The organism is Ruminococcus sp. AM43-6 (assembly GCF_003461785.1).
GTDB lineage: Bacteria > Bacillota > Clostridia > Oscillospirales > Ruminococcaceae > Hominimerdicola > Hominimerdicola aceti.
The window spans coordinates 14,892-41,835 of record NZ_QTXU01000023.1 but is presented as its reverse complement, the minus strand read 5'-3'; the positions used below and the strand labels follow the sequence as shown (position 1 = coordinate 41,835).

General features: G+C 44.1%; 24 protein-coding genes and 2 tRNA genes. 17 read left to right on the top strand and 9 right to left on the bottom strand.

All coding sequences use genetic code 11. From position 1 onward, the window contains the following. On the top strand, nucleotides 1–267 hold a 267-nt coding region (locus DW938_RS11485), incomplete at its 5' end, for a fibronectin type III domain-containing protein (RefSeq protein ID WP_147342382.1). 220 nt (nucleotides 268–487) lie between these two features. Then, the gene (locus DW938_RS14835; protein WP_181984433.1) at nucleotides 488–637 is read left to right on the top strand and encodes a hypothetical protein; all 150 of its coding nucleotides are present in this window, start codon (nucleotides 488–490) and stop codon (nucleotides 635–637) included. Nucleotides 638–758: 121 nt separating this feature from the next. Here the strand turns inward: DW938_RS14835 and DW938_RS11480 are convergent, their stop codons facing one another. Further along, a complete protein-coding gene (locus DW938_RS11480) occupies nucleotides 759–1,856 on the bottom strand; it encodes a glycerol dehydrogenase (protein WP_022286582.1) in 1,098 nt (365 codons plus the stop codon). A gap of 318 nt (nucleotides 1,857–2,174) precedes the next feature. On the opposite strand from DW938_RS11480, the gene DW938_RS14830 reads away from it, so the two are divergent. Beyond that, nucleotides 2,175–2,351, top strand: a complete 177-nt coding sequence (locus DW938_RS14830; RefSeq protein ID WP_181984432.1) for a hypothetical protein — start codon at nucleotides 2,175–2,177, stop codon at nucleotides 2,349–2,351. Continuing rightward, the gene (locus DW938_RS11475; protein WP_117878268.1) at nucleotides 2,338–3,897 is read left to right on the top strand and encodes a sigma-70 family RNA polymerase sigma factor; all 1,560 of its coding nucleotides are present in this window, start codon (nucleotides 2,338–2,340) and stop codon (nucleotides 3,895–3,897) included. The genes DW938_RS14830 and DW938_RS11475 overlap by 14 nt, the downstream gene beginning before the upstream one ends. A 68-nt stretch (nucleotides 3,898–3,965) precedes the next feature. Here the strand turns inward: DW938_RS11475 and DW938_RS11470 are convergent, their stop codons facing one another. Both DW938_RS11470 and DW938_RS11465 read right to left on the bottom strand, forming a co-directional pair. Beyond that, complete coding sequence (locus DW938_RS11470; protein WP_118124952.1) at nucleotides 3,966–5,288, bottom strand: GHKL domain-containing protein; 1,323 nt, start codon at nucleotides 5,286–5,288, stop codon at nucleotides 3,966–3,968. Beyond that, nucleotides 5,288–6,001: a LytTR family DNA-binding domain-containing protein gene (locus tag DW938_RS11465; protein ID WP_118124950.1), complete on the bottom strand. Its 714-nt coding sequence runs from the start codon at nucleotides 5,999–6,001 to the stop codon at nucleotides 5,288–5,290. Before DW938_RS11465 ends, DW938_RS11470 begins: the two co-directional genes overlap by 1 nt. 225 nt (nucleotides 6,002–6,226) lie before the next feature. On the opposite strand from DW938_RS11465, the gene DW938_RS11460 reads away from it, so the two are divergent. From DW938_RS11460 to DW938_RS11440, 5 genes are all read left to right on the top strand, one after another. After that, entirely contained in the window at nucleotides 6,227–7,930 is a 1,704-nt protein-coding gene (locus tag DW938_RS11460) for a GLUG motif-containing protein (RefSeq protein ID WP_118124948.1), read from the top strand. 184 nt (nucleotides 7,931–8,114) lie between these two features. After that, a complete protein-coding gene (locus DW938_RS11455) occupies nucleotides 8,115–10,025 on the top strand; it encodes a GLUG motif-containing protein (RefSeq protein WP_118124946.1) in 1,911 nt (636 codons plus the stop codon). 207 nt (nucleotides 10,026–10,232) lie between these two features. Beyond that, nucleotides 10,233–11,756, top strand: a complete 1,524-nt coding sequence (locus DW938_RS11450) for an NPXTG-anchored protein (RefSeq protein WP_118124944.1) — start codon at nucleotides 10,233–10,235, stop codon at nucleotides 11,754–11,756. A gap of 507 nt (nucleotides 11,757–12,263) precedes the next feature. Beyond that, complete coding sequence (gene pckA / locus DW938_RS11445) at nucleotides 12,264–13,868, top strand: phosphoenolpyruvate carboxykinase (ATP) (RefSeq protein WP_118124942.1); 1,605 nt, start codon at nucleotides 12,264–12,266, stop codon at nucleotides 13,866–13,868. A gap of 121 nt (nucleotides 13,869–13,989) precedes the next feature. After that, complete coding sequence (locus tag DW938_RS11440) at nucleotides 13,990–14,637, top strand: DUF6198 family protein (RefSeq protein WP_242989238.1); 648 nt, start codon at nucleotides 13,990–13,992, stop codon at nucleotides 14,635–14,637. Nucleotides 14,638–14,747: 110 nt separating this feature from the next. Here the strand turns inward: DW938_RS11440 and DW938_RS11435 are convergent. Together DW938_RS11435 and DW938_RS11430 are read right to left on the bottom strand one after the other, a co-directional pair. Next, a tRNA-Ser gene (locus tag DW938_RS11435) sits at nucleotides 14,748–14,837 on the bottom strand. Nucleotides 14,838–14,859: 22 nt separating this feature from the next. After that, nucleotides 14,860–14,948: transfer RNA gene (locus DW938_RS11430), tRNA-Ser, on the bottom strand. Nucleotides 14,949–15,193: 245 nt separating this feature from the next. Between DW938_RS11430 and ilvB the strand changes: the two genes are divergently transcribed. From ilvB to ilvC, 3 genes are all read left to right on the top strand, one after another. Next, nucleotides 15,194–16,819 (top strand): biosynthetic-type acetolactate synthase large subunit, encoded by a 1,626-nt coding sequence (gene ilvB / locus DW938_RS11425; RefSeq protein ID WP_118124940.1) that lies wholly within the window; start codon nucleotides 15,194–15,196, stop codon nucleotides 16,817–16,819. Nucleotides 16,820–16,937: 118 nt separating this feature from the next. Then, entirely contained in the window at nucleotides 16,938–17,435 is a 498-nt protein-coding gene (gene ilvN, locus DW938_RS11420; protein WP_022287490.1) for an acetolactate synthase small subunit, read from the top strand. A gap of 68 nt (nucleotides 17,436–17,503) precedes the next feature. After that, complete coding sequence (gene ilvC, locus DW938_RS11415; RefSeq protein WP_041337504.1) at nucleotides 17,504–18,529, top strand: ketol-acid reductoisomerase; 1,026 nt, start codon at nucleotides 17,504–17,506, stop codon at nucleotides 18,527–18,529. Between the two features lie 109 nt (nucleotides 18,530–18,638). On the opposite strand, the gene DW938_RS11410 is transcribed toward ilvC, so the two are convergent. Genes DW938_RS11410 through DW938_RS11395 form a run of 4 tightly spaced genes read right to left on the bottom strand, consistent with a single transcriptional unit; the run spans nucleotide 18,639 to nucleotide 21,611 of the window. Continuing rightward, the gene (locus tag DW938_RS11410) at nucleotides 18,639–19,133 is read right to left on the bottom strand and encodes a hypothetical protein (RefSeq protein WP_118124938.1); all 495 of its coding nucleotides are present in this window, start codon (nucleotides 19,131–19,133) and stop codon (nucleotides 18,639–18,641) included. Beyond that, entirely contained in the window at nucleotides 19,133–19,801 is a 669-nt protein-coding gene (trmB, locus tag DW938_RS11405; protein ID WP_118124936.1) for a tRNA (guanosine(46)-N7)-methyltransferase TrmB, read from the bottom strand. The genes DW938_RS11410 and trmB overlap by 1 nt, the downstream gene beginning before the upstream one ends. An 18-nt stretch (nucleotides 19,802–19,819) precedes the next feature. Continuing rightward, the gene (locus DW938_RS11400) at nucleotides 19,820–20,356 is read right to left on the bottom strand and encodes a hypothetical protein (protein WP_022287484.1); all 537 of its coding nucleotides are present in this window, start codon (nucleotides 20,354–20,356) and stop codon (nucleotides 19,820–19,822) included. 13 nt (nucleotides 20,357–20,369) lie between these two features. Next, nucleotides 20,370–21,611 (bottom strand): galactokinase family protein, encoded by a 1,242-nt coding sequence (locus tag DW938_RS11395; protein ID WP_347517423.1) that lies wholly within the window; start codon nucleotides 21,609–21,611, stop codon nucleotides 20,370–20,372. A 600-nt stretch (nucleotides 21,612–22,211) separates the two neighbouring features. Between DW938_RS11395 and iorA the strand changes: the two genes are divergently transcribed. From iorA to DW938_RS11370, 5 genes are all read left to right on the top strand, one after another. After that, nucleotides 22,212–23,939 (top strand): indolepyruvate ferredoxin oxidoreductase subunit alpha, encoded by a 1,728-nt coding sequence (gene iorA / locus DW938_RS11390; protein WP_022287482.1) that lies wholly within the window; start codon nucleotides 22,212–22,214, stop codon nucleotides 23,937–23,939. Between the two features lie 28 nt (nucleotides 23,940–23,967). Then, nucleotides 23,968–24,543 carry an indolepyruvate oxidoreductase subunit beta gene (locus tag DW938_RS11385; protein WP_022287481.1) on the top strand — a complete coding sequence of 192 codons (576 nt, stop codon included), beginning with the start codon at nucleotides 23,968–23,970 and terminating at the stop codon, nucleotides 24,541–24,543. Continuing rightward, a complete protein-coding gene (locus DW938_RS11380) occupies nucleotides 24,543–25,040 on the top strand; it encodes an HD domain-containing protein (protein ID WP_118124932.1) in 498 nt (165 codons plus the stop codon). Before DW938_RS11385 ends, DW938_RS11380 begins: the two co-directional genes overlap by 1 nt. A gap of 64 nt (nucleotides 25,041–25,104) precedes the next feature. Next, the gene (locus DW938_RS11375; RefSeq protein WP_118124930.1) at nucleotides 25,105–26,412 is read left to right on the top strand and encodes a phenylacetate--CoA ligase; all 1,308 of its coding nucleotides are present in this window, start codon (nucleotides 25,105–25,107) and stop codon (nucleotides 26,410–26,412) included. 18 nt (nucleotides 26,413–26,430) lie between these two features. After that, nucleotides 26,431–26,865 carry an ACT domain-containing protein gene (locus DW938_RS11370; RefSeq protein ID WP_022287478.1) on the top strand — a complete coding sequence of 145 codons (435 nt, stop codon included), beginning with the start codon at nucleotides 26,431–26,433 and terminating at the stop codon, nucleotides 26,863–26,865. Nucleotides 26,866–26,944 lie beyond the last annotated feature (79 nt).

Sequence of the window (26,944 nt, the reverse complement as noted above, 5' to 3'; positions counted from 1 at the left end):
AAGCTCACGGCTAAAAGCAAGGCATTCTTTGTGGATTGGGCGCAGAAAGGTTCTGCTACCGGATACGAGATACAATACGCTACCAACTCAAAGTTCACAAGAGCAAAGAAAGTTACCATAACAAACAACAAGACTGACAAGGCCACTGTTTCAAAGCTTTCAGGCAAAAAGAAATACTATGTTCGTGTTCGTTCATACACAACTGTAAAGGGTACGAAATACTACGGCACTTGGTCGGCTTCAAAGAGTGTTACTACTAAGAAGTAATTTTATATGAGAACAGCGTATCGCAGGGGACTGCGGTACGCTGTTTTATTTTTACTTTGATATTGCAGTTCGAGGCCTCAAAAATTATTCTTTTCCTAGTCTTTCAGAAACTTCAAGCACCAATCGTTGGTCTTTTTCCGAAAGTTTCGACCCTGCACCCAATTTCTGTCTTACTTTGGGTAGGACGGATTTTTTGTTCCCGGTGAGATAGAATTGCGTTATGATAAATTTTGAAATCACTCGCCGTGACGGGCATTTCCCGTCATGGCTTTTTATTGCCCAACTTCAGTGCCGCTCAGGCAAGTTTGAACGTAAGCCTTACAATTCAGAGCTTGCTCCTGCACCTAAATCCGCCTTACTGTGGATTTAATACAGCAAAAAGAGGCAGAGAAACCATTGATCGGGTTTCTCTGTTTTTTTTCGCACAAAAAAACCACCCACAGCCAAAATCAGCTGTGGGTGGCAATATTATTTTAAATATACACTATTCTTTATTTTCCCAGCGCTATCTTGCCCATTGCGTCTGCCTGCATGATAGCGTCATAAAGCTCGATAGGCTGTACGTCGCCTGCAAGATTGTGTATAGTTTCGCCTGGGATACAAGCGTTCTTTGCGATAGTTTCTACCTGCTCAGGTGTAGTTACACCGATCTCTTCAAGTGTGACAGGAAGTCCCACTTCAAGGCAGAAGTTCTGTACCTCTTCAAACTCTTCCTTTGGCGCACCCTCAAGTACAAGCTGAACCAGTGTACCAAGGGCTACACAACAGCCGTGGTCTGCGTGCTTGATTCCCAATGATGTTACGCCATTGTAGAACGAGTGTGCGGCCGCACAGTTTACGTTGTCTGCTCCAACGCCTGAAAGATATACGTTAGCCTCGCAGATAGCTTCAAGGGCAGGTGTAACTGCGTGTACCTTGCAAGCCTCAACTGCCTGCTTGCCGTATGTTTTCAGCGTGTCATAGCAAAGTCTTGCAAGTGCCTGTCCTGCTCTTGTGATGCCTGTGCCTTCAAGGCTTGCGGACTCTGTTCTTATGGAAGCTCTGCCCTCAAAATATGTACCAAGTGCATCGCCCATGCCTGCAATAAGGAACTTTACAGGTGCGTTTGCGATAACTGTTGTGTCTACCATTACTGCGTCCGGATTGGTAGGATAGAAAAGATATTTGTCAAAGCTGTGGTCATCATTGTATATTACCGACAGACCTGTACATGGCGCATCTGTTGCCGCAACTGTAGGCACGATAACAATGTGCTTGCCTGTATAGTATGCTGTAGCTTTTGCAGTATCAACTGCGCTTCCGCCGCCAACTGCAACTACTGTGTCGATGTTGTCAGCCTTTACTATCTCTTCCATTTTGGCTATCTCGCCCTTGCTCGATATACCACCAAATACTTCATAGCGTCTGTAATCGTCAAGCTCGCCAAAGCTTTTCTCTATCTTGTCATGACAGGCTTTGTAGCCGCTGTTTGAACATACAAACAGCCACCTTTTGCCCATATAGCCCATTTCTTCATGAAACTTAAGTGTAGCATCTCTGCCCTGAACATATTTGAGCGGCTCACGCATTGCTCTGAGTCTTCCCATCATAATGAATTACCTCCGATTTGTTTGATTTATTAACTTTATACGGAATTCTCTCCGTATTTTCAATTAGATTATAGCATTTTGCACAAAAGATGCAAGGAACATTTTATAAATGATATGTGAATTATCTATTATGGCAAGTTTTGAAAAATAGTTGCTTAATATACATAAATATAGTATAATGAGTATTAAGACAGTATGCGTCATAAGGTTGTGTATTTTTCATAGGCTGTGGGGTGCGTTTTTGTGCAGATATACAAAAGTGTGATGTTATGATAACCATATCGGGATAACTGCAACTAAGTATATGAAAGGGCAAAAATGAGAGAGCATGAAACGGAGATAAAAATGAAAAATGCAAAGCTTGGAGATGTCATCGCCTTTGTCCTAAGGTCCATGAACGAGGAAACTCGTCAGACAGACGAGGAGGCAGAGGCGCAGATGAAAAGGTTGATACGCATACTTGTCTTGGAGGGATATGTGAATGAACAAGAATGAATTGAGAGCCGTTGTAGAAAAGGCTCAGAATGGCGAAAAGACAGCTTTTGAGAAGCTGTACAAAGAGTTCCACGAGAAGCTTTATTTCTTCGTGCTGAAAAACGTTGGGGATAAGCATACCGCAGAGGATATCACCGAGGACAGCTTTTTGGCTTCAATGGAGGGGATAGGGTCGCTGAAAGAGCCTGAGCATTATGAAACGTGGCTTCACTCTATCGCTTTCAACAAGTGCAGAATGTATTTCAGACAAAAGGGCAGAGAGGATAACATAAGCCTTGATGACGAAAACCTCAGCGAGGATATCCATGCTGACGATACTGTTATGCTCCCTGAGGATTATGCCGACAGCAAGGAGCTTAAACGCTGTCTGAAAAAGGTCATAGAGGGGCTGAAGCCTGAGCAGAGGTCGGCGGTGATACTTTATTATTATGACGGCATGCCGCTGAAAAAAGTGTCCGAGATTTTGGAGATAAGCGAGAATGCCGCCAAGCAGAAGCTTTTTAAGGCGAGGGCAAAGATAAAGAAAGAGATAGAGCGTATCTTTGAGGGCGGCGCATTTGCGGCTGTGCCTATGAGCGCAATGATGAGAGCGGCTCTGCCGAAAAAGTATGCAATGACAGCGGCTTCACCTGTTACAGCGTTGAAAACCTCTTCCGCTGCTATAAAGATAGTGGGAACTGCGGCGGCTGTGGTGGTGGCAGTGAGCATACCATTGGCTCTCCGTGGAGTGAACAACAACGGCTTCGGCGTTCACGATGACAGCAGTGTTTCAGACAGCTTAAATGATGATAGCCTTGACCTTTCTGACAGCAGTATGGCAGACGCTTCATCAGAGAAGATACCTGAAATCAGTTCGTCAAAAGCTGAAACAGACAGCATATCTGAGCCGTCAAGCGAGCCTGAAAAGGTAACAGACACCGCCGTGACAACTGCACCTGCACCTGTGCAAACCGATACTCCTGTTACAGATACGCAAGGCGAAAATACAAGCGCTGTCCTCCCAAGTGCAGACAACCCAGGCGAGGAGCTGTTTTCAAATACAGTGGGGGATATGCTCAAAATGGCAGACAACAACTATGAGTTTGTTTATCCAACATTCGTTCAAAACGGCTATGATTCTATGTATCAGTGCTCGGCTTTTCCGCAGTATCACTTCGGCAGGGCGGCTTTGAATACCGAAACAGGCAAGGGCTATGTTGACGAAAGCCTGCCTGTCACAAGGGTGGAGCTTTACAATGGTGCATACATCACAAAGAATATCTATGTGGGCATGACATACAACGAGCTTTGCAACGCTCTGGGTGAAAAGCCACTTATGTATCTTTCAAATACAGACAGAAACCGAATCGTATCAGCGACAATAAACGGCAGAACATGGTGGTTCGGCTTTGACCTCACTGACGAACAGCTTGATGAAACATATAAAAGAATGCAGGCTCAGACGGACAGCGAGACTTTTGAACTCAACCCATATCAATACGGCGTTGACATCTCTGACATTGACCCTGTTACAAGCGTGGCAGTGTGTGATATAAGCGACAATTAAGAACAGCAAAACGGATATACTATATATAACAGAAAAAGCGGAGGCTCTTTGCGAGCTTTCCGCCTTTTTCATATATTCAGCATTACGGAAGCGTAAAACATTCCGTCACCGTATTCAAATTTAGCTACGCCATTGTATTTGGCGGCAATGTTCTTGACAGACTCTGTGCCGATACCTTTGCCTTTGCGTTTTGAGGAAAGGAAACCGCCTTCCGGGTCGGTGAGGATAGTTCCGGTGAAGGTGTTGTCCACCGCCAGGCATAGGGAATAGCTGTCAGCCTTTGCTCTGATTATTATTTTCTTATCCTTTGCACTGTCAGACACGCAGCCGTGAATGGCGTTTTCGATAAGATTTCCGAAAAGCACAGAGAGGTCGGTTATGTCTATTTTTATATCATCTGGGATGTCAGCGCTCACCTTGTATTCAATGCCGCTGCTTTCCGCTATTTGAGCAAAATATGCAAGAAGTGCGCTTACAGATGTGTTTTTGCAGTAAATGCGTTCTGATATATCGGGCATAGAATCCCTGAAAGCGTTGAGATATTCCGAAAGCTTATCATATTCGCCCTTTTTCAGAAGCTCCTGCATAAGAGCGATATGATGTCTGACATCATGCTTATAGCGTCTTGTTTCTTTTATCTTATCCTGCAAATAGTCATATTGCAGGTTTTGCATTTCAAGCAGGTGGTTATTTTCCTGAAGCCGCAGATTTTTCTGCTGCTCGATGACCAGCCGTGCCACGATGTAATACACCAGAAATGCTCCTGCGTTTATAAAGAACAGAGCTATGGTGTTCTTTGGCTCCAGAGCAAGCTCTAAGCTGCTTTTCGCAGAGTTGCCGTAGAGAGTATAATACCATATTATATAGAAAGTAAATGGGATAAGCCAAAGATAGCGCCACTCCAGACCTGACGGCTCTCTTTCCACCGCAGGTGTGTAGACCTTTTTCATGTAGATAAAAAGCGGCCCCCATACCACGGCTTCTGTCATAAGCATACAAAGGGAAAACGACCAGCGGTATGACTCATAGGCAAGTGACGGGAACAGAATGCCCTCCAGACATTTTGAGGTAATGACGATAAAGCTTGCGTTATTTGAAAGCAGAAGCAGTGTGAAGCCTGTTTTGCCGACCTTGACCTTCACAGCGAAAAAGTAAAAAGCCGCATAGAGCAGGGTGCTGACTGCACTTAGCAGACCTGCATTTGTGCTAAAAAATGCCGCCTGCCAGCCTAAGAAGATCTGCACCAGTGAAAGAGCCACAACAAGTCCCACGGTAGCTGTTTTGGAAAAGCGAAGCCTATGCCGGAAGGGATAAAGGGCAAGCACCATAAGTGGCAGAAAATTCAGAAGGGAATATATGCCCACTTCCACAAGGCGGTATAAAGGAGGCATTACTGCTCACCGCCTTTTCGCAGATCACTGAAGCGAAACTGAGCGAAGGCGTCTAATGTTTCTCTGGATTTTCGGCGACTTATGGGAATATGTGTGCCGTCGCTCATTATGAAAAGGTCGCTTTTTTGCTGGGCTATCTCATAGAAATTCACGATGACGCCTTTGGTGGAGGTGTAAAAGTATGAATGACTGCAAAAAATGTTCTCGATCTCAGCGAAAGAATTTCTTGAAACTATGCTTTCACCGTCTGTGCAATGGATAGTCACGATATGTGACGCACAGTCTATGTAGATAACATTTCTGAGTATCACGTTCTGACCGTCGGGAAGCTTAACGGAACGCATACGATCAATTTCATCAGAACCGATCCTGTCAAGCATGGCTTTTACTTTGTCAGCCTGAAAGGGCTTGCAAAGATAGTAGCAGGCGTTGAGGTCGTAGCTTTCGCTTGCAAACTCGTTGCTTGAAGTGCCGAATGCGATATGGACGCTTTTGTCTGTTTCACGAAGCTTTTCTGCGACCTCTATCCCTGTCATTTTCCCCATGAATATATCAAGCACCACCAGATCATAAGCTCCCATCTGCCAACATGACAAAAAGCTTTCTCCACTTGAAAACGTATCTATCTGACAGCTGTGAGCGGTTTGTTCGGAAATATATTCATGAAGAAGTGCAAGGTCGTTTTTATTATCGTCTACCAATGCCACTCTCATACTGTAAAAATCCTTTCTTATACATGATTTCTTAATATATAATAACACACATCAAAGCAAAATTCAAGCATTATTCATTTATTTTGTTACCGCTTGTGCAGATTTTTGACCGTTTGTGCTAAATTTATTGACAAAGTGTGTAGCCTGTGTTAAAATAATCGTGTAAAGTTATGTTCTTAGTAAAAAAGAAATATCAACAACGAAAAATATTATGGAGGAATTAGAATGAAAAAGAAAATTTTAAGTCTTTTGGTGACGGGCTGTCTTTTGTTTGTGCCGACAACGGCATTTGCAGACGATAATAAGACGGTAATAAAAACTGTTGACGACCTGTTGGCGTTTTCAAAAGCGGTAAACAACGGAGATTATGACAAGAATAAAGACGCAGTTGTTGTTCTTGAAAATGACCTTGACTTGACAGGTGTTGTATGGACGCCTATCGGAAACGTTTTCGATGAAAACGGCTATATTGAACATTGTTTCAGCGGCAAATTCTACGGAAACGGTCATACTATTTCAAACATTGATTTTACGTCTATTTATGGTAAAGATTTGTTGGTCGGTTTCTTTGGCGATATCGAGGAAGCAGAGGTATCAGGTCTGACTATAGAGGGAAATCTGGATGTGACAAATACTGATAACGAATATACTGTTTATGGCACTATTGCAGGATTTGCAGGTGATTGTACTATTTCTGATTGTGTGTCAAACGTATCGTTCAACAATAACGGCAAATATGTTTATGGCTTCATAGGCATGGTAGGTCAGGCATACGGCACAACTTTTGAATATTGTGAGAACACAGCAGACATAACTATCTCAGGCGACAACGGAAGTGTTTATGTCGGCGGTATAGTTGGATATGCGCAGATTGGAACGGAAGTCCGCTATTGTTCAAGCACAGGCGATATGGTATATGCTGCACCAAACGCCGGCGGTATCGTAGGACGTTTGTATGGCGATTCCAAGGTTATAAACAGCTATGTTACAGGAAAACTCACGCCGGTTGGCAACGGAACCACAGATGTAGGCGGTATCGTTGGTTCAGTAGCCGGCGGTTCTGTAAGTGATTGCTATTTTGCAGGAGAAATTGACCTTTCACAGTACTCAGCCAAAAAGCCATATACACGTTTCGGCGGAATAGTGGGGAAGGATTCCTCGTCTACAACTGACTTTAAAAACAACTATTTCACAGAAACAGAAAATGTTGAAGCTTGCGGTTCAAATAAAGAAGCAGGCAAGGCTAAAGCTTATGACTATATGACAACAAAAGAATTTTATGACGAGCTGACAGCCGACGGTGCAAAGTATCAGTATGTTGAGGGAAAAACGCCTGTCCTGCCAACTAAGGAGTATGCAGTTGATTTTGAAGTAACACCTGCTGACCTGAAAAATGTTGTAATAAAGGTAGACGAAAAAGAGATAACAAGCAATACTGCAATGCTTACAGCAGGCACTTACACAGTAGAGGTAACTGCTGACGATTGCGAGCTTCTCAGCAAGGAAATAACTGTCTCAGCGGATATCGCAACACATACACAGGCTTTTGAACTTGCATACAAGTCAGCAGACTATACAGAGCTTGACAAGGCAGAGAAAGCCGCAAAGGCTCTCAACAAGGACGATTATGAGGACTTCTCAGAAGTCGAAAAGGCTCTTGCCGCTATCGACAGAACAAAGAACATCACAGAGCAGGCTGACGTGGACGCTATGGTAAAGGCTATAAATGACGCTGTGGCAAACCTTGTAAAGAAAACACCTGCTTCTTCACAGCCTGACAGCTCATCAGCCGACAGCAAGGCAGACAGCAGCTCAAAGGCGGCTTCAAACGCTTCAAATACAAACCCGTCAACAGGCGTTGCTGGCGGAGCGTTCGCTCTTGCACTTCTGAGCGGTGCGGCTGTGGTAATGGCTAAGAAGAAAAAGTAATATATCCATTAAATAGATATATAAAGCAATTAAGTGGGACTTTCATACATTATTTGTTTAAATGAATACCACTTGTGTTAAAATTATTAACAAAATGTGTAGTGTGTATTAAAACGAATGTGAAAATTTATGTTCTGAGTAAAAAAGAAATATCAGCAACGAAAAATACTATGGAGGAATTAGAATGAAAAAGAAAATTTTAAGCCTTTTGGTGACGATGGGTCTTGCGGCAAGCTTAGTGCCTGTTTCTGTTTTTGCTGACGGTACAGAGGTCTGGGACGGCTCTGTAGCGGAATCTTTTGCAGGAGGAAAAGGCACCAAAGACGACCCTTATCAAATAGCTACCGGCTCACAGCTTGCATATCTTGGCGAAAGTATGAAATCGGGAACGTATGGAGAAAAGTTTCAGGATACATACTTTGAGCTTACAGAGGATATCGACCTTGGGGGAAAAGAGTGGACACCAGTAGGAGAAACTGTGGCGGATCTTATTATGGGTGGTCATGAATATTTTGTTTTCTCTGGCAACTTTGACGGAAATGGTTATATTATCAAAAATCTTACCATAGGAACAGAAACATCGCCATACATTGGCGATGTGTGTGGCTTGTTCGGCGCAACAAGCGGTACTATCGAGGACGTAGTTCTTGAAAATGTTTCTATAAACTATGTTGGCGGAAATCACAGCAGTGGATATGGCTTCCGCATGGGAGGTGCGCTTGTAGGTTATTCTATGGGCGATATAGTAAATTGTACTGTTATCGGTCTTGACATGAAAGCAGGCTCTGACGGCAGCTATGTTGCTATTAACAGCATAGGCGGATTAGTAGGCGTTCAGGACGGCGATACAACAGTAAGCCACAGCCGTGTTTCCGGAAAGATAGAGGAATCAACAAAAAAGGGCAATGTTGGTGGCTTTGTTGGTACGCTCGCAAAAGGCTCATCTGCTAAATATTGCGGTGCAGACGTTTCTGTTGAGGTAACAGGAAATGGTCGTGGTATCGCAGTAGGTGGCTTCGTTGGAATAGGTAATGGAGTGACAATTGATGAAACTTTGATAGAAAATTGCTATGCCACAGGCAATATAACAGGTGCAGAATATGCAGGCGGCTTTGTTGGAAACATCTCAGGTCTTAACATCAGCAACTGCTATGCAAAGGGCGATGTAAGCAACTGTTTTGTTGGTGCGTCATTCTTGGGTACTGACGCTGCAAGCAATAACTATTACGGCACTGTAAAGAATTGCTATGCAACAGGTCTTGTATCTGATATTTCTTCTTCCGCTTATGCTTTTGCTATGCAGAGCACCATGGAGAGAAGCAAGTTTGAAAATTGTTACTATAATGCAGAAAATACAGCAGATGCTGCTGAAAGTGCATTGCCGTACGCCATAGATGATATGAAAAAAGGCGAGTTCACTGATAAGCTTGGCAGTGAAGTCTGGACAAAGCTTGATAACGATACTCCTGCCTGCGGTGCTGAGCCTGCTGACTACAGCAATGTTTATGAAGTGCTGGGTAATATTCCTGCCGACCTTTCTATCTACACAGATGAAAGCGTTGCAAACTTGTACAGTGCAGTTGAGGCTTTAAGAGGGTATAGAGATCTTGCACAGCAGTCAGATGTTGACAAAATGACAAATGATATAAACGACGCTGTTGAGGCACTTGTTTACAAGTCAGCAGACTATACAGAGCTTGACAAGGCGGAGGAAGCCGCAAAGGCTCTCAACAAGGACGATTATGAGGACTTCTCAGCAGTCGAAAAGGCTCTTGCCGCTATCGACAGGACAAAGAACATCACAGAGCAGGCTGACGTGGACGCTATGGTAAAGGCTATAAATGACGCTGTGGCAAACCTTGTAAAGAAAACACCTGCTTCTTCACAGCCTGACATCGTAAGCAGTTCTGATGCTTCGTCAGATACGAGCAGTTCCGCTTCTGACAGCTCATCTTCTGACAGCAAGTCAGACAGCAGCTCAAAGGCAGCTTCAAACGCTTCAAACACAAATCCATCGACCGGTGTTGCAGGCGGAGCATTCGCTCTTGCACTTCTGAGCGGTGCGGCTGTGGTCATGGCTAAGAAGAAAAAGTAATATATCCATTAAATAGATATATAAAGCAATTAAGTGGGACTTTCATACATTATTTGTTTAAATGAATACCGCTTGTGCAGATTTTTGACCGTTTGTGTCAAAATAGTTGAAAAATTATTACCACTCTGCTATCATAATTATAAGCAGGGCGGTTTTATAACGCAATGCAAATATGATATGAAGTCTTATATTTCGGGAGGATAAAATATGAAAAAGACAAGAATTTTTAGCACAATGCTCGCAACGGTCATATGTATGGCATCTTTGCCTGCAATAAATGTTTTTGCGGCAAATCAGCAGAGAACTACAACTCTTGACCTTACAGTGGCAGGATTTCAGAACGATCAGAAAAATGAAGACGAGGGCTGGAGTTGGGACGCAGCAACTTCTACTCTTACACTTGACAATGTTGATTTTTCGACGGCGAAAAAGTCTTGTGTCATTGTTGACGGAGAAAAAGTTACTAATATAGTTTTCTCAGGAGATAACAAGATGACCTCAGGCACTACAGTTATTTCGAGAAAAGGAAGCGCAAAAGATACCGGTGTAGTACTAAGTGGAAAGACTAAGGGCAGTGTGCTTAATCTTGAAGAAACAGGCAATAGTCCTTCAATGGATCAGCCAAATATCACCTTTGAGTCAGGTACAGTTGATATTCAGGGCGGTGCAGCCATTACTTTGTATACCATAAAAGTAATGGAAGCGGCTGTGAATATTGATACAACTATGGCTGACCCTGAAGATGGTTGGAACGATGGTCTGTATGCTAACGGTTCTATCGAGATATACGGTGGAGAGGTCAATGTTAAGGCTGGAAGAATAGGTCTGTTTGTTGTTGGCATAGGCGCTCCTGAGCCTAAGACAGGCTTGATCATAGAGGACGGAAAGTTAGATATCAATGGTAAACTTGCAGATATCTATGTTGGTTCAGGCAATACTAAGAATGCGGTAATTTCCGGCGGAGATATCACACTCGGTGGTAACATCGGAATTTTCCTTTACGATTGCGAAAAGTGCGAGATAAAGGGCGGTACATTCCATACTGATGAATGTGAAAAACCATTCGCAGTTCATAGAGACAGTTCGGCTGTATTTGAGTATGCAAAGGCAGATTATACAGAGCTTGACAAGGCAGAAGAAACTGCAAAGGCTCTTAATAAGGACAACTATGTGGACTTTACAGCCGTAGAAAAGGCACTTGAAGCTATCGACAGAACTAAAAACCTTACACAGCAGTCAGATGTTGACAAAATGACGAAAGACATAAACGATGCCGTTGAGGCACTTGTTTACAAGTCAGCAGACTATACAGAGCTTGACAAGGCAGAGAAAGCCGCAAAGGCTCTCAACAAGGACGATTATGAGGACTTCTCAGAAGTCGAAAAGGCTCTTGCCGCTATCGACAGAACAAAGAACATCACAGAGCAGGCTGATGTGGACGCTATGGCAAAGGCTATAAACGATGCTGTGGCAAACCTTGTAAAGAAAGCGCCTGCTTCTTCACAGCCTGACAGCGAGAACAGCTCTGATAATTCTTCTGATATATCAAGCAGTTCTGCTGTTGACAGCTCATCTTCCGACAGCAAGTCAACTGACAGCAAGTCAGACAGCAGTTCAAAGGCGGCTTCAAACGCTTCAAACACAAACCCATCGACCGGCGTTGCAGGCGGAGCATTCGCCCTTGCACTTCTGAGCGGTGCGGCTGTGGTCATGGCTAAGAAGAAAAAGTAAATAAGATCTCCCCTATTGTTGATATTTCGGAGAAGGGCAGTTCCTTGTGGACTGCCTTTTTTCTATTTGCAGGAAAGCGGAATTTGCCTGCATAATTTGGGGCGCTTTTTTGCAAAGAAGCATAAAAATGCAATTATTTTATATTGATACTGCAAAATCGTCCGTGCAAGCTTAGACTAACTATTGATAATAGTCAATATCTTTTATTATCTATTTTATACCATGAAATTACATTTATTCATAAAAAATCGTTATAGATTTAAGCGAAATGTAAAAAATCAGCTCACAAAATCTGCGTTTACCCTTGCAATTCAGAAAAATATGTGGTATAATTATATTGCTGTAATAGGAGCACAGCATGAAATGCTGGCAGTGTGTTTTCAATTGTCAGATGAATTTCTGTATAGCTTATGCTTAATAATAAGGAAAGAAAATGAATGTGCCGGCGTGTGCTGTTTCATTATAGCGCCTATTAACGATATTTTTTTGAAAAGGAGTTATTGCAACATGTCAAAGATCGATTTGAGCAAGTACGGTATCACCGGAACTACAGAAGTTGTTTACAACCCTTCTTACGAGCAGCTGTTCGAGGAAGAAACAAAGCCAACACTCGAAGGCTATGAAAAGGGTCAGGAGAGTGAGCTTGGCGCAGTAAACGTTATGACAGGCGTTTATACAGGCCGTTCACCTAAAGATAAGTTCATCGTTATGGACGAAAATTCTAAGGACACTGTTTGGTGGACTTCTGACGAGTACAAGAACGACAACCACCCAGCTTCACAGGAGGCTTGGAAGTCTGTTAAGGAACTCGCTATCAAGGAACTTTCAAATAAGAGACTTTTCGTAGTTGACGCATTCTGCGGCGCTAACAAGGATACAAGAATGGCTATCCGTTTCATCGTTGAGGTTGCTTGGCAGGCTCACTTTGTAACAAATATGTTCATCAAGCCAACAGCTGAGGAGCTTGAGAACTTTGAGCCTGACTTCGTTGTATACAACGCTTCAAAGGCTAAGGTAGAGAACTATAAGGAGCTTGGTCTTAACTCCGAGACAGCAGTTATGTTCAACATCACAAGCCGTGAGCAGGTAATCATCAACACTTGGTACGGCGGAGAGATGAAGAAGGGTATGTTCTCAATGATGAACTACTTCCTTCCACTCAAGGGCATGGCTTCAATGCACTGCTCAGCTAACACAGATAAGAACGGTGAGAACACAGCTATCTTCTTTGGTCTGTCCGGTACAGGTAAGACAACACTTTCTACAGACCCTAAGAGACTTCTTATCGGTGACGACGAGCACGGCTGGGACGACAACGGAGTATTCAACTTCGAGGGCGGCTGCTATGCTAAGGTAATCAACCTTGATAAGGAATCTGAGCCTGATATCTACAACGCTATCAGAAGAGATGCTCTTCTTGAGAACGTAACTCTTGACGAGAACGGCAAGATCGACTTTGCTGATAAGAGCGTTACAGAGAACACTCGTGTATCTTATCCTATCGACCATATCCAGAACATTGTAAGACCTATTTCTTCTGCACCTGCTGCAAAGAACGTTATCTTCCTTTCAGCAGACGCATTTGGTGTACTGCCTCCAGTATCTATCCTCACACCAGAGCAGACACAGTATTACTTCCTCTCTGGCTTTACTGCAAAGCTTGCAGGTACAGAGCGTGGAATCACTGAGCCTACACCAACATTCTCAGCTTGCTTCGGTCAGGCTTTCCTTGAGCTTCACCCAACAAAGTATGCTGAAGAGCTTGTTAAGAAGATGCAGAAGAGCGGTGCTAAGGCATACCTGGTAAACACAGGTTGGAACGGCACAGGCAAGAGAATCTCTATCAAGGATACTCGTGGAATCATCGACGCTATCCTTAACGGCGATATTCTCAACGCACCTACAAAGAAGATACCACACTTTGACTTTGAAGTTCCAACAGAGCTTCCAGGCGTTGATCCTGCAATTCTCGATCCTCGTGACACATATGCTGACGCTTCCGAGTGGGAGACAAAGGCTAAGGATCTTGCAAGCAGATTTGTTAAGAACTTTGCTAAGTATGAGGGCAACCCAGCAGGTAAGGCTCTTGTATCAGCAGGTCCAAAGGAATAATCAATAACTCTGATACTATTATATAGTATAAAAGCTGCTGTGCCTTTTGGTGCGGCAGCTTTTTTGTGCTCTTGAAAAAGTGTGATGAAGGTGGTATAATTGGTATGGAGGCGAATTTAGTTTGGAAAAGAAGAATTATGCCGCAAGGGCGGCTATATATGCCATGGGGCTTGTGATACTTGCCGCAGGGATAACGATGAACATCAAAACAGGGCTAGGCGTATCCACTATTATATCAGTGCCATTTGCCATATCGAGTATATGGGACGTGAATTTTTCTCTTGTGACTTTTGCTACATATGCACTGTTCGTTGTGATAGAAATGATAATAAAAGGTAGCGACAGAACTGTTATAGACTGGCTGCAAATACCATTCAGCATTGTGTTCAGCCTGCTGCTGAATATGTTTTCAAAGCTGCTTGATTTTAATTTCGGACATTTGTGGCAAAACACGCTGTATCTGGCAGCAGCAATAATCTGCACGGGTGCGGGAATGTCAATGATGATAGCCATGAAGTTCGTGCCGAACCCAGCCGACGGTCTTGCTCAGGCTATAGGAAAAGCCTTTGGAAAAAACATGGGCTTTGGCAAGAATATTCTTGACGCATCGTGTGTTGCCATTGCCTGCGTGATAGGTCTGCTGTTTGACAAGCGGATAATAGGTATCGGTATCGGAACGGTGGCGGCAATGCTCCTTGTGGGAAGGTGCGTGGCAGTATTCGACCATTTCTTCAAAGACAGAATGAAAAGTGCCGCAGGGCTTGCATAATAAAAAACGCCGCAGAGGACAGACATCTCTGCGGTATTTTAGTATTTATGCAATAAAAAATCCGCTCTACATAACGTAAAGCGGATACAAGCAAAAGCTTAAACTTTTGCTGGCGCGGATTGAGAGATTTGAACTCTCGCGCCCGTTTCCAGACCTACTCCCTTAGCAGGGGAGCCCCTTCACCACTTGGGTAAATCCGCAAACCTGTATATATAAAAAATGTGGCGGACAGGGTGGGATTCGAACCCACGGTACGTTGCCGTATCACTGGTTTTCAAGACCAGCTCCTTAAACCACTCGGACACCTGTCCACATTAATTATTTGTTTTGTGTCGTTCTCTCTCAGCGACTTAATTATTATAGCACAGTTCATCTGTCTTGTCAACCCCTTTTTCAAATTTTTTTTGCGAAATTTTTTTGAGCATAAATATTCCTTCGTATGCTAACGATACTTGACGAAATCTTATAAATATGGTATAATAAATCACAGCTTTGTATGTTTTATCACTTTATATGATAATTTATACAGAAAATTTTTTATGGAGGCGACTTTATTATGAAAATGACTGTAAGTCAGGCTATGGTTGAATGTTTGAAAGCTGAGAACGTAAAAGTCGTCTTTGGCTATCCCGGAGCTGCTATCTGTCCTTTCTATGACGCTTTGCTGGATGCTGAAAACGACATCAGGCAGGTGCTTGTGAGACAGGAGGCTAACGGCGGTCATGCGGCTAACGGCTATGCACGAATTTCAGGCAAGCCTGCGGTCTGTATCGCAACATCAGGTCCGGGTGCAACTAATCTTATTACTGCTATTGCTACCGCTTATGCGGATTCTATACCTATCGTGTGCATAACAGGTCAGGTGAATACCGACCAGATAGGCTCTGACGTTTTTCAGGAGGCTGACATTACAGGCTCGGCTGAGCCGTTCGTTAAGCACAGCTATCTTCTCAAAGACCCTGAGGACACTGCAAGAGTTTTCAAGGAAGCTTTCTATATAGCAGGCACCGGCAGACCGGGTCCTGTGCTTATAGATATCCCTATGGACGTTCAGAAAGCTGTTATCGACTTTGAGTATCCTGAAAAGTGTGAGATAAGAAGCTATAAGCCTACCACAAAGGGCAACTACGTTCAGGTAAGGCGTGTAATGGCGGCGTTGGAAGAGGCTGAGAAGCCGCTTATCTGTATTGGCGGAGGTGTTTTTGCCGCTCATGCTGAGAACGAGATAAGAGAGCTTGCCGACATTATGCAGATACCTGTTATCACAACTATGATGGGTATTTCTGTTTTCCCTGATGATGACCCGCTTTTCTGCGGCATGATAGGAACTCACGGTGTTAAAATGGCAAACGCCGCTGTGAACGAGTGCGACGTGCTGTTCCTTGTGGGCGCAAGAGTTGGCGACAGAGCTGTTAAAACACCTTTGGCTCTGGAGAAAACTACTAAGATAATACATATAGATATCGACCCTGCGGAGATAGGCAAGAATATCGGTGCTGACCTGCCTCTCGTTGGCGACGCAAAGCTTGTTTTACAGCAAATGACGGAGCTTGCAAAGCCTATGAAGCACGATGAGTGGATAGCTCACATAAAGACCCTTGGGGGCGAAAGAAAGTATGTTGAGCCTGCAAAGGGTACTGTCAATCCGAGGGTGTTTATCGACAGGCTTGCAAAGAAAATGCCTGCCAATGTTACTGTTGTGGCAGACGTTGGACAAAATCAGATATGGACCTGCACTGAATATAAGTTCCGCAAAGAGGGCAGACTTCTTACCTCAGGCGGCATGGGTACGATGGGCTATTCTGTGCCTGCGGCGATAGGTGCAAAAATGGCTGACAACAGCAGAGCAACAGTTGCTATATGCGGTGACGGAGCTTTTCAGATGTCGTTCATGGAGCTTGCAACAGCCGTTCAGTTCGGCGTTGATATAAAGGTGGTAGTAATGACAAACAACCGCCTTGGCATGGTAAGAGAGCTTCAGACAAACGGCTATCATGACAGACAGACAGCAGTTTTTCTTGACGGTTCTCCTGACTTTATCAAGCTTGCAGAAGCTTATGGCATACCTGCAATGAGAGTTTATGACGATGATACTATGGAAAAGGGCGTGGAAATGCTTGCTGAACATAAAGGCATTTGCCTTGTTGAAGTCGTCGTGGATAAGGATATGCCAACATTATAAGGCCAATATTTTAACTATCTGTAGCGTTTACAGTATATAGCGTTTACGTTCAAAAAATCTTAATAATAAGCTGGTATAATAAAGAATCAAGGAAAGGTTTCCTTATGGAGGTTGATTTATGAAACATACGATCTCAGTTCTTGTAGAAAACCACAGCGGTGTTCTATCAAGAATTTCCGGACTGTTTTCAAGACGTGGGTTCAATATCGAGAGCCTTGCAGTAGGTCCAACTCATGACCCTGACGTTTCAAGAATAACGATAGTTGCTGACGGTGACGAGCATACAGTTGAGCAGATCGAGAAACAGCTCAATAAACTTATCGAGGTCATCAAGGTAAAGACATTTGAGGCTAATGAGTATCTCGCAAGAGAGCTTATGATAGTCAAGGTGTCTGCGGTCGCAAACAGACGCAGTGAGATAATGACTATTGCGGATATCACAGGGGCTAAGGTCATGGATATAACGCTTACGACAATGACATTGGAGCTTTGCGACACTTACGCTCACCTTTGCAGATTTGAGGAGGTCATAGCACCTTACGGAATAATTGAAATGGTAAGAACAGGCACTATCGCAATAGAGAAAGGCTCTGACACATTCAATGCAGGCAAATAAACTTTGATTATATAGCCGAAAGGCTACATAAAATAAATCTTAAATTTCTGAATTTGGAGGAATTAACAATGGCACAGGCAAGAATATTCTATCAGCAGGATTGCGACATTAACGTACTCAAGGGTAAGAGAGTTGCCATTATCGGTTACGGTTCACAGGGTCACGCTCATGCGCTCAACCTTAAGGAGAGCGGCGTTGACGTAGTAGTAGGTCTTTACGAAGGTTCTAAGAGCTGGGCAAAGGCTGAGCAGCAGGGTCTTACAGTTATGACAACTGAGGAAGCTGCAAAGACATCTGACATCATCATGATCCTTATTCCTGATGAGAAGCAGGCTGCACTTTATAAGAAATCTATCGAGCCATACCTCACAGAGGGTAAGACTCTTGCATTCGCACACGGCTTTAACATTCACTTTGGCTGCATCGTACCACCAAAGAATGTCAATGTTATCATGATCGCACCTAAGGCTCCTGGTCACACAGTACGTTCTGAGTATCAGGCTGGTAAGGGTACACCTTGCCTTATCGCAGTTGAGCAGGACGCAACAGGCAACGCACAGGATATCGGACTTGCATATGCACTTGGTATCGGCGGAGCAAGAGCAGGTGTTCTTGAGACAACATTCAGAACAGAAACAGAAACAGACCTCTTCGGTGAGCAGGCTGTTCTCTGCGGTGGTGTTTGCGCACTTATGCAGGCTGGTTTTGAAACACTTTGCGAAGCTGGTTATGACCCAAGAAACGCATACTTTGAGTGTATCCATGAGATGAAGCTCATCGTTGACCTTATCTATCAGTCAGGTTTCGAGGGCATGAGATATTCTATCTCTAACACAGCTGAGTACGGCGACTACATCACAGGTCCAAAGATCGTTACTGAGGACACTAAGAAGGCTATGAAGAAGGTTCTGTCTGACATTCAGGACGGTACATTCGCTAAGGACTTCCTCCTTGATATGTCTGACGCAGGTTCACAGGTACACTTCAAGGCTATGAGAAAGCTCCACGCTGAGCATCCTTCTGAGAAGGTTGGTAAGGAGATCAGAAAGCTCTACAGCTGGAACAACGATGACGAGAAGCTCATCAACAACTAATTTGCAGATAAATATTATTGCATAAAAAGAGAACGGCTTGCAAACGCAGGCCGTTCTTTTTTGTTTAAAGAAAAAAATGGACGAAAAAAATTTTTCGTCCATAAAAAAATCAGCTTTTACTTGTTTTTACATAAGACCACCCGTCACCGAGGTTATCCTCGCTCCCTGATGAGCTTAGGGGTGAGCGGTAAATATAGTAATGGTCATAAATGGTATAAAATCTCACTGTCAAGCCGTCGCTGTCGATGTATGTAACGTTCCTGCGCTCCAGCTCCTCAAGCTCTTTCTTCACAGACTTGCAGGCATTGTTTTCAGTGAGCGATTTAATGGAGCATTTGCCCTTTGGTAGTGTCGGCTTTTCACATGAAATGCTTTCTATCATAAACTCCGCAGTGGTCTGAAAGCTAGCCTTATTGTCATCGAAAACGGCTTTTATCTGGCTGTCGGAGCGCATATAGTGCTGATGCCAGAAGCCGAGTGCTACTGCAAGAATAACGACTATCCAAATTATCCACTTGACTTTTCTGGCTGTTGACCATTTGCGAAGCTTGCCGTCAGAACCCATATCTTCCTCGCTGACAATTGGATTTATATGCTCGCTCATTATTTTACGAACGCCTCCAATCTGTAGATAGGCATACCCATGTCTGAGAATTTCTTCTCATATTCCGTTACGATATTGCCCTCGAAGCCGCTGTTGTGAAGGTCGAGAGAAATGTTTTTAAGTCCGTAATTTGCCGCAGAGAACTCCTCCAAGGAGAACTCAAAAAAGTGCATATTGTCGGTCTTTTGGTATATCTCGCCTTTGTCCACAAGAATACGTCTGTATATTTCAAGAAAAGCTCGGTATGTGAGCCTATGACGTGCATATGTATTTTTAGGATACGGACAGCTAAAGTTAAGGTAGATACACTCCACTGACTTTTCAGGGATAAAGCAATCCAGATATTCAGCCTCGCCCCTTGCAAATCTCAGGTTCGGTATGCCCTCGTCTATAGCCATTTGTGCAGCGTCAATTATAACGTTACTGCTTTTTTCTACTGCAAGGAAATTCTTGTCAGGATTTCTCTTTGCTATCTCTCTTGCAAACTGACCCTTTCCACAGCCTATCTCCAGCACAAGGGGATTGCTGTTTCTGAAGATCTTCTCAAAGTCAATAAGCTGTTTGTTTGATTTGTCCTGAAAATTCTTCTCGTCACGGTCAAGATATAAAATATAATCTCCGCAGGCTTCAAGACGTGCCTCAAGATTTTTCTTTCTTCTCATTCTCATATGGGATAAACTCTCCTGTTATTTGTTAGAATATTTGTGCAGAAAATAGTCCTTATCAGACGTGACCTTTAGCCACTGCACAGCCGACCCTGTGAGCATATTTTCATAAGGATAAACTGTGAGCATGACTTCGGGTGTGTCCTCACCGCTGAAATGAGGGGTCACCTTAAAAGCTATCTCGCAGTTGAGCCGTTGGACGACCTCTTCCTCGGTGAGCTTTCTGAAAAGCACTGAGGTGTCCTTTTCGGTGATAGGTATTTTGGTAAACTTCGCCTGATAAATTTTCTTGCCGTCCTTTTTGGTGACAAGTGAAAAGCCATGCTTCACAAGGGTTATCTTTCCGCCATGGTTTTCGTAGTATTCAAGGTTTGAAAAGGTAACACGTCCGTCATTGACAGCTTCACCAGATATGGAAACGCAAAGCCCTTTGTCTGACGCTTTCCCTGCACTCTCCACTCCAAAAGCAAAGGGAAGTCCGTCTATCATTATCTCTCCGCAGGTGGAAAACTGCAACTTCACCTGCTTTTTCTTCAAGCCTGCAAATGGATTTTTCATGACAACTCCTATATTAAAGGTCGATCTGCACGCCGCCAACAGGTCTTATGGACAGCACATAGCATGAGCCTTCACCGAATACTCTCTCCATTTCAGCCTTGAAAGCTTCAAGCTTCTTTTCAGGTACGAACGCTTGGATAGTTCCTGCAAAGCCACCGCCGTGAACTCTGCAAGCACCCTCACCGCCAAGAGCCTGCTTTGCAAGATACAGAGCAAGTGAAAGACCCTGCTCGTTTGGGGCAGAAGAAGCATAGATGTTCTGAAGATATTTGAATGATGAATCTCCTGATTCATTGATAAGGCTCAGGAAAGCGTCAAAGTCGCCCTCTGAAAGTGCGGAAGCTTCCTTGCCAACTCTCTCGTTATCGTCAAAGAAGTGGAGCGCTCTAAGCACAGCCCTGTCACTGCACTTTTCTCTAACAGCACAGATGTTTTCAAGAAGCTGTTCCTTTGTTATCTCTCTCAGCACCTTTTTGCCAAAGAAAGCCGCAACAGACTTCATTTCCGCAGGGATAGCCGCATACTCAGGGGTGAGGTCGGCATGATTGCCCTTTGTGTCAACGATACACAGTGCGTGACCGCTTTTTGTGAAATCGAACTTTACAGAGTCGATAACAGGGTGCTTTTCGTCAGCAAAGTCGATTGTGATAAATCCGCCTACTGATGAAGCCATTTGGTCCATAAGACCTGAGGGCTTGCCAAAATATACATTTTCCGCAAACTGAGCTATCTGAGCTATTTCCACAGCAGAAACCTCGCCCTCGTTGTAAAGACCGTTGAGGATAGTGCCGATAAGCACTTCATAAGCCGCAGATGAAGAAAGTCCGGAGCCTTTGAGCACGTTTGAAGTAGCATAAGCCTTGAAGCCCTCTGCCTTGTGGCCATTCTTCTTAAAGCCTGCGGACATACCTCTTATAAGTGCCGCAGAAGTGTTTTTCTGCTCCTCGTAGATCGTATCGTCATCAACGTTCACAGTGTCCATTGGGAAGCCCTCGGACTTTATTGTAATAACGTTCTCTTCGTTGTCAGGAGCGACAGCAGCGATAACGTCAAGTGAAACGCCTGCCGCAAGAACGCAGCCGAAGTTGTGGTCGGTGTGGTTGCCGCCTACCTCAGTTCTGCCTGGAGCTGAGAAGAAAGCAGTTGGCTTTTCACCGAAAAGCTTTTCAAACTCATCTGCAACTCTGTTATATCTTTCTCTCTGAAACGCCGTCATATCAGCTGTGTAGACCTCGTCAAGTGTATATTTTTTCATCATGTATATCCTCCGAACGTAAATTTAAGTATACTTTGTTATTATACAACATTTATGCTCTTTTTTCAAGTACAATTTTTTAAACAAGTGAGGAGGTGAGAATGAGAAATGAGGAGTGTTAAGAATGAGGAATGAGGAATTATGGTATCGCCTGGCGGCGATTTATTTTATTGCAAAAATGTCAAATCAACGGGCGAACACTGTTCGCCCCTACATACAAACAGCGTATTTACGTTGACTGTAGGGGACGGCGCCCTCGACGTCCCGCTTGTTTAAGCCTTTTGCAACACTCTTGTATCGCCTGTCGGCAATCTATTTTTTGTTGCTCAAATCGTGCGCTGCACGTTTCATGTGTGCGTGTATGTGTGCCAAGTGTGCCTATAGGTGAATTTTTGCACAGAAGCTCCCTTGATATTTTATGCAAACTGACAAAATTGCCGTAAGCAAACTTTTTATAACACTCTATTGGTGCTTTAAATCAAAAAAGTTGTTGCATTTTGGTGAAATTTGTGGTATAATTACTTGTATCTATTTTAATTATTGTTTATTTCTACCGACCACGAAAAAATGGTCGGTGCAGTGAAAGGAAAGATTTATTGTATGAAAAAACTAATGCTTGGAAACGAGGCGTTTGCAAGAGGTCTGTATGAGGCAGGCTGTAAGGTTGTATCATCTTACCCTGGTACTCCGTCAACTGAGATAACAGAAGCTGTTGCAAAATATGACGAGGTATATGCTGAGTGGGCGCCTAATGAAAAGGTGGCAATGGAAGTGGCTCTTGGCGCTTCTATAGGCGGTGCAAGAAGCTTCTGCGGAATGAAGCACGTTGGTCTTAACGTTGCCGCTGACCCTCTTTACACAGCAGGCTACACAGGCGTAACGGCAGGTATGGTAATAGCTGTTGCCGATGACCCTGGTATGCACTCGTCACAGAACGAGCAGGATTCACGTCACCATGCAATCGCTTCTAAGACAATGATGATAGAGCCTTCCGATTCAGGAGAGTGCAAGGAGTTTGCTAAGGCTGCTTTCGAGCTTTCTGAAAAGTTCGATGTTCCTGTTATCGTAAGACTTTCCACAAGAGTTTCTCACTCTCAGTCAGCCGTTGAGCTTTGCGAGAGAGAGGAAAGGGAGAATATCCCATATGAAAAGAATATCCAGAAGTATGTTATGATGCCTGGTAACGCTATCCGCCGTCACCCTGTTGTTGAGGCAAGAATGAAGGCTATCGCTGATTATGCCGAAACTTCACCCCTCAATAAGGTAGAGATGAACGATACAAAGATAGGTGTTATCACAAGCGGTATCTCATATCAGTATGCTAAAGAGGCTCTGGGCGACAAGGCTTCATACCTTAAACTCGGTATCGTAAACCCAATGCCAATTCAGATAATAAAGGACTTTGCTGCAAAGTGCGAAAAGGTCTATGTAATCGAGGAGCTTGACGATGTTATCGAAACACACTGCAAAAAGAACGGCGTGAACGTTATCGGCAAGGAGCTTTTCAGCCTTATGGGCGAGATATCACAGACTATCGTTGCCGAAAAGATACTTGGTGAGAAGCCTGAGTATATCACATTTGAGGATAACGTGCCTGTAAGACCTCCTGTTATGTGTCCGGGATGTCCCCACAGAGGTCTGTTCTATTGCCTGCATAAGCTGGGCGTTATGGTATCAGGCGATATCGGCTGTTACACTCTTGGCGCAACAGCACCGCTTTGTGCTATGGATTCAACTATCTGCATGGGTGCTTCTATCAGCGGACTTCACGGCTTCAACAAGGCAAGAGGAGCAGAGGCAGAGAAGAAGTCTGTTGCCGTTATCGGTGACTCTACATTCATGCACAGCGGTATGACAGGTCTTGTGAACGTTGCATATAACTCTACAAATTCAACTGTTATCATTCTCGATAACTCTATCACAGGTATGACAGGTCATCAGCAGAACCCTACAACCGGTAAAAACCTTAAGGGCGACCCTGCTTATGCCGTTGACCTTGAAATGCTCTGCCATTCACTTGGTATCAAGAGCGTAAGAGTCGTTGACCCATATCACATGGCTGAAACAGAGGCTGTTATCAAGGAAGAGCTTGCCAAGGAAGAACCAAGCGTTATTATTTCAAGACGTCCATGCGCACTTCTTAAATATGTAAAGCACAATCCACCGCTCAAGGTAAACAAGGATAAGTGCGTTGGCTGTAAGCAGTGCCTGAAGATAGGCTGTCCTGCTATATCTATCCATGACGGCAAGTGCGTTATCGACCATACACAGTGCGTAGGCTGCGGCATATGCAAGGAAATGTGTAAGCTGGGTGCGATATGCGACTAATGATAACATATATTTCGAGGTGTAAATAATGAAAACAAGATCAATTATGATAGTGGGCGTAGGCGGACAGGGCTCTCTGCTTGCGTCAAGAATAATAGGAAACGTGCTTCTCTCACAGGGCTTTGATGTCAAGGTCAGCGAAGTACACGGAATGAGCCAGCGTGGCGGCTCTGTTGTTACATACGTTAAGTACGGCAGTGAGGTATGCTCGCCTGTAGTTGAAAAAGGCGAAGCTGATATCATCATCAGCTTTGAACAGCTTGAAGCCGCAAGATATGTTTCATATCTCAAGAAGGGCGGACATATCATCACTTCAACTCAGCAGATAGACCCAATGCCTGTTATAACAGGTGCGGCTGTTTATCCTGAGGATATCATAGGCAAGCTTAAAGCAGAGGGCGTTGACGTTATCGCTGTTGACGCACTGGCACTTGCAGAGCAGGCTGGTACTGCAAAGGCTTCAAACGTTGTTCTCATGGGCGTTGTGTCAACTAAAATGGCTTTTGACGAGGACGTTTGGCAGAAGGCTCTTGAAAACTGTGTTCCTGCAAAGTTCCTTGAACTGAATAAAAAGGCGTTCGCTCTCGGCAGAGAGGTAAAATAATGGACGAGATAAGCGGTCTTATCATAAAAATGACTGAGTTTTTCGGCGGCGACCCTAAGCGTATACAGCACTTTATAAAGGTGCATACCTTTGCCCGTGTTATCGGCAGGGCAGAGGGGCTTGATATCCGCACTATGTACTGTCTTGACGTTGCGTCGGTGGTGCATGATATAGGCATAAAGCCTGCGGAGGAGAGATACGGCAAGGGTCACTGCGGCGGAAAGCTTCAGGAACAGTTAGGTCCTGAGCCTGCACGGAAAATGCTCACAGAGTTTGACTTTGACGAGGATATCATAGACAGGGTGTGCTTTCTTATCGCACATCATCACACCTATGAGGGCGCCCAGGGGCTTGACTGGCAGATACTCTTGGAAGCAGATTTCCTTGTGAACGCTTTCGAGGACAGCCTTTCCAAAGAGAGCATAAAAAGCTTCCGTGACAAGGTGTTCAAAACGAAAACAGGCATTAAGATGCTTGAAGAAATGTACGGCGTATGATACTTGTGCAAAGTTGATACCCGAGTAATATGACCGAAACCATTTTAACAGGAGGTGTGTTCCAATGGGAAAATATTGGAACGAAGAGATCGAGTGCATGGCGCACGAGGACATGAAAAAACTCCAGAGCGAAAGACTTGTCAAGCAGGTCAAGCACGTCTGGGACAATGTGCCATACTACAAGAAGCTTATGGAAGAAAAGGGCGTAACGCCTGATGATATCCACGGCATTGAGGACCTGCACAAGCTGCCGTTCCTTTCAAAGGCTGATCTGCGTGAGGCTTATCCTTACGGTCTGCTTGCAAAGCCGCTTTCAGAGTGCGTGAGAATACATTCCACAAGCGGAACCACAGGCAAGAGAGTTGTGGCTTTCTACACTCAGCATGATATCGACCTTTGGGAAAATTGCTGTGCAAGAGCTATAGTTGCCGCAGGCGGCTCAAAAGACGACGTTTGCCACGTTGCATATGGCTATGGACTTTTTACAGGCGGAGCAGGTCTTAACGGCGGCTCTCATAAGGTGGGCTGTCTTACTCTGCCGATGTCATCAGGAAACACAGAAAGACAGATACAGTTCATGCAGGATCTAGGTTCTACTATCCTTTGCTGTACTCCGTCATATGCCGCTTATATAGGTGAAACTGTAAAGGAAATGGGCATAAAGCCGGAGGAGCTTACACTTAAAGCTGGTATCTTCGGTGCTGAGCCTTGGACGGAGGAAATGCGTCACGAGATAGAGAATCTTCTTGGTATCAAGGCTTACGATATCTATGGTCTGACAGAAACAAGCGGTCCTGGCGTAGCTTTCGAGTGCGAAGCACAGTCTGGTATGCACATCAATGAGGACAACTTTATCGCAGAGATAATCGACCCTGACACAGGCGAGGTGCTTCCTGAAGGCTCAAAGGGCGAGCTTGTATTCACAAGTATCACAAAGGAAGCTTTCCCTCTGCTGAGATACAGAACAAGAGATATTTGTATTCTTACAAGAGAGAAATGCTCATGTGGCAGAACTCTCGTCAAAATGTGCAAGCCAATGGGCAGAAGCGACGATATGCTCATTATTAAGGGCGTAAACGTGTTCCCATCGCAGATAGAGTCGGTGCTTCTTAAGATATCAAAGGCAAGCCCTAACTATCAGATAGTCGTTGACAGGGTGAACAATTCTGATACTTTCGAGATAAGAGTTGAGCTTAATGACGATATGTTCTCTGATACTGTCAAGTCTATCGAGGATCTTGAAAAGAAGATATCCAACGATATCCATAATATCCTTGGCATCAAGGCGAAGATAAGACTTGTTGAGCCAAAGAGCATTCCACGTTCTGAGGGCAAGGCAGTAAGAGTTATCGACAAGAGAAAGCTTGTCTAAAAGACAGGGGGTAATTTTATGACAGTAAAACAGCTTTCGGTTTTTATTGAAAACAGACCTGGCAGATTGTCTGCCGTTACAAAAATACTTGGGGATAATGATGTGAATATCCGTGCAATGTCCCTTGCTGACACAAAGGATTTCGGTATTCTCAGACTTATCGTTGACGATTTTGAAAAAGCAGTTTCAGCCTTGAAAACAGAGGGCTTTTCCGTTACCACCACTCAGGTGCTTGCAGTGGAGATAAATGACCGCCCAGGCGGACTTTCAGAAGCAATGAAAGCTCTCTACAATGATAACATCAGCGTTGAGTATATGTATTCTGCATTCATAAACACTAAGGAAAACACGGCTTATCTTATCCTTAGAGTAGAGAACGTTACAGCCGCTCTGGAAGCTTTGAGTGAAGCAGGATTTGCACTTATCTCACAGCAGGAATTGGCAAGCATCTAGCTGATTAGTGAATACTAACCGAAAAATCACTTAAAATCTATGTGAAATTTTTATGAAATGCCGAAAACCTCTTGATTTT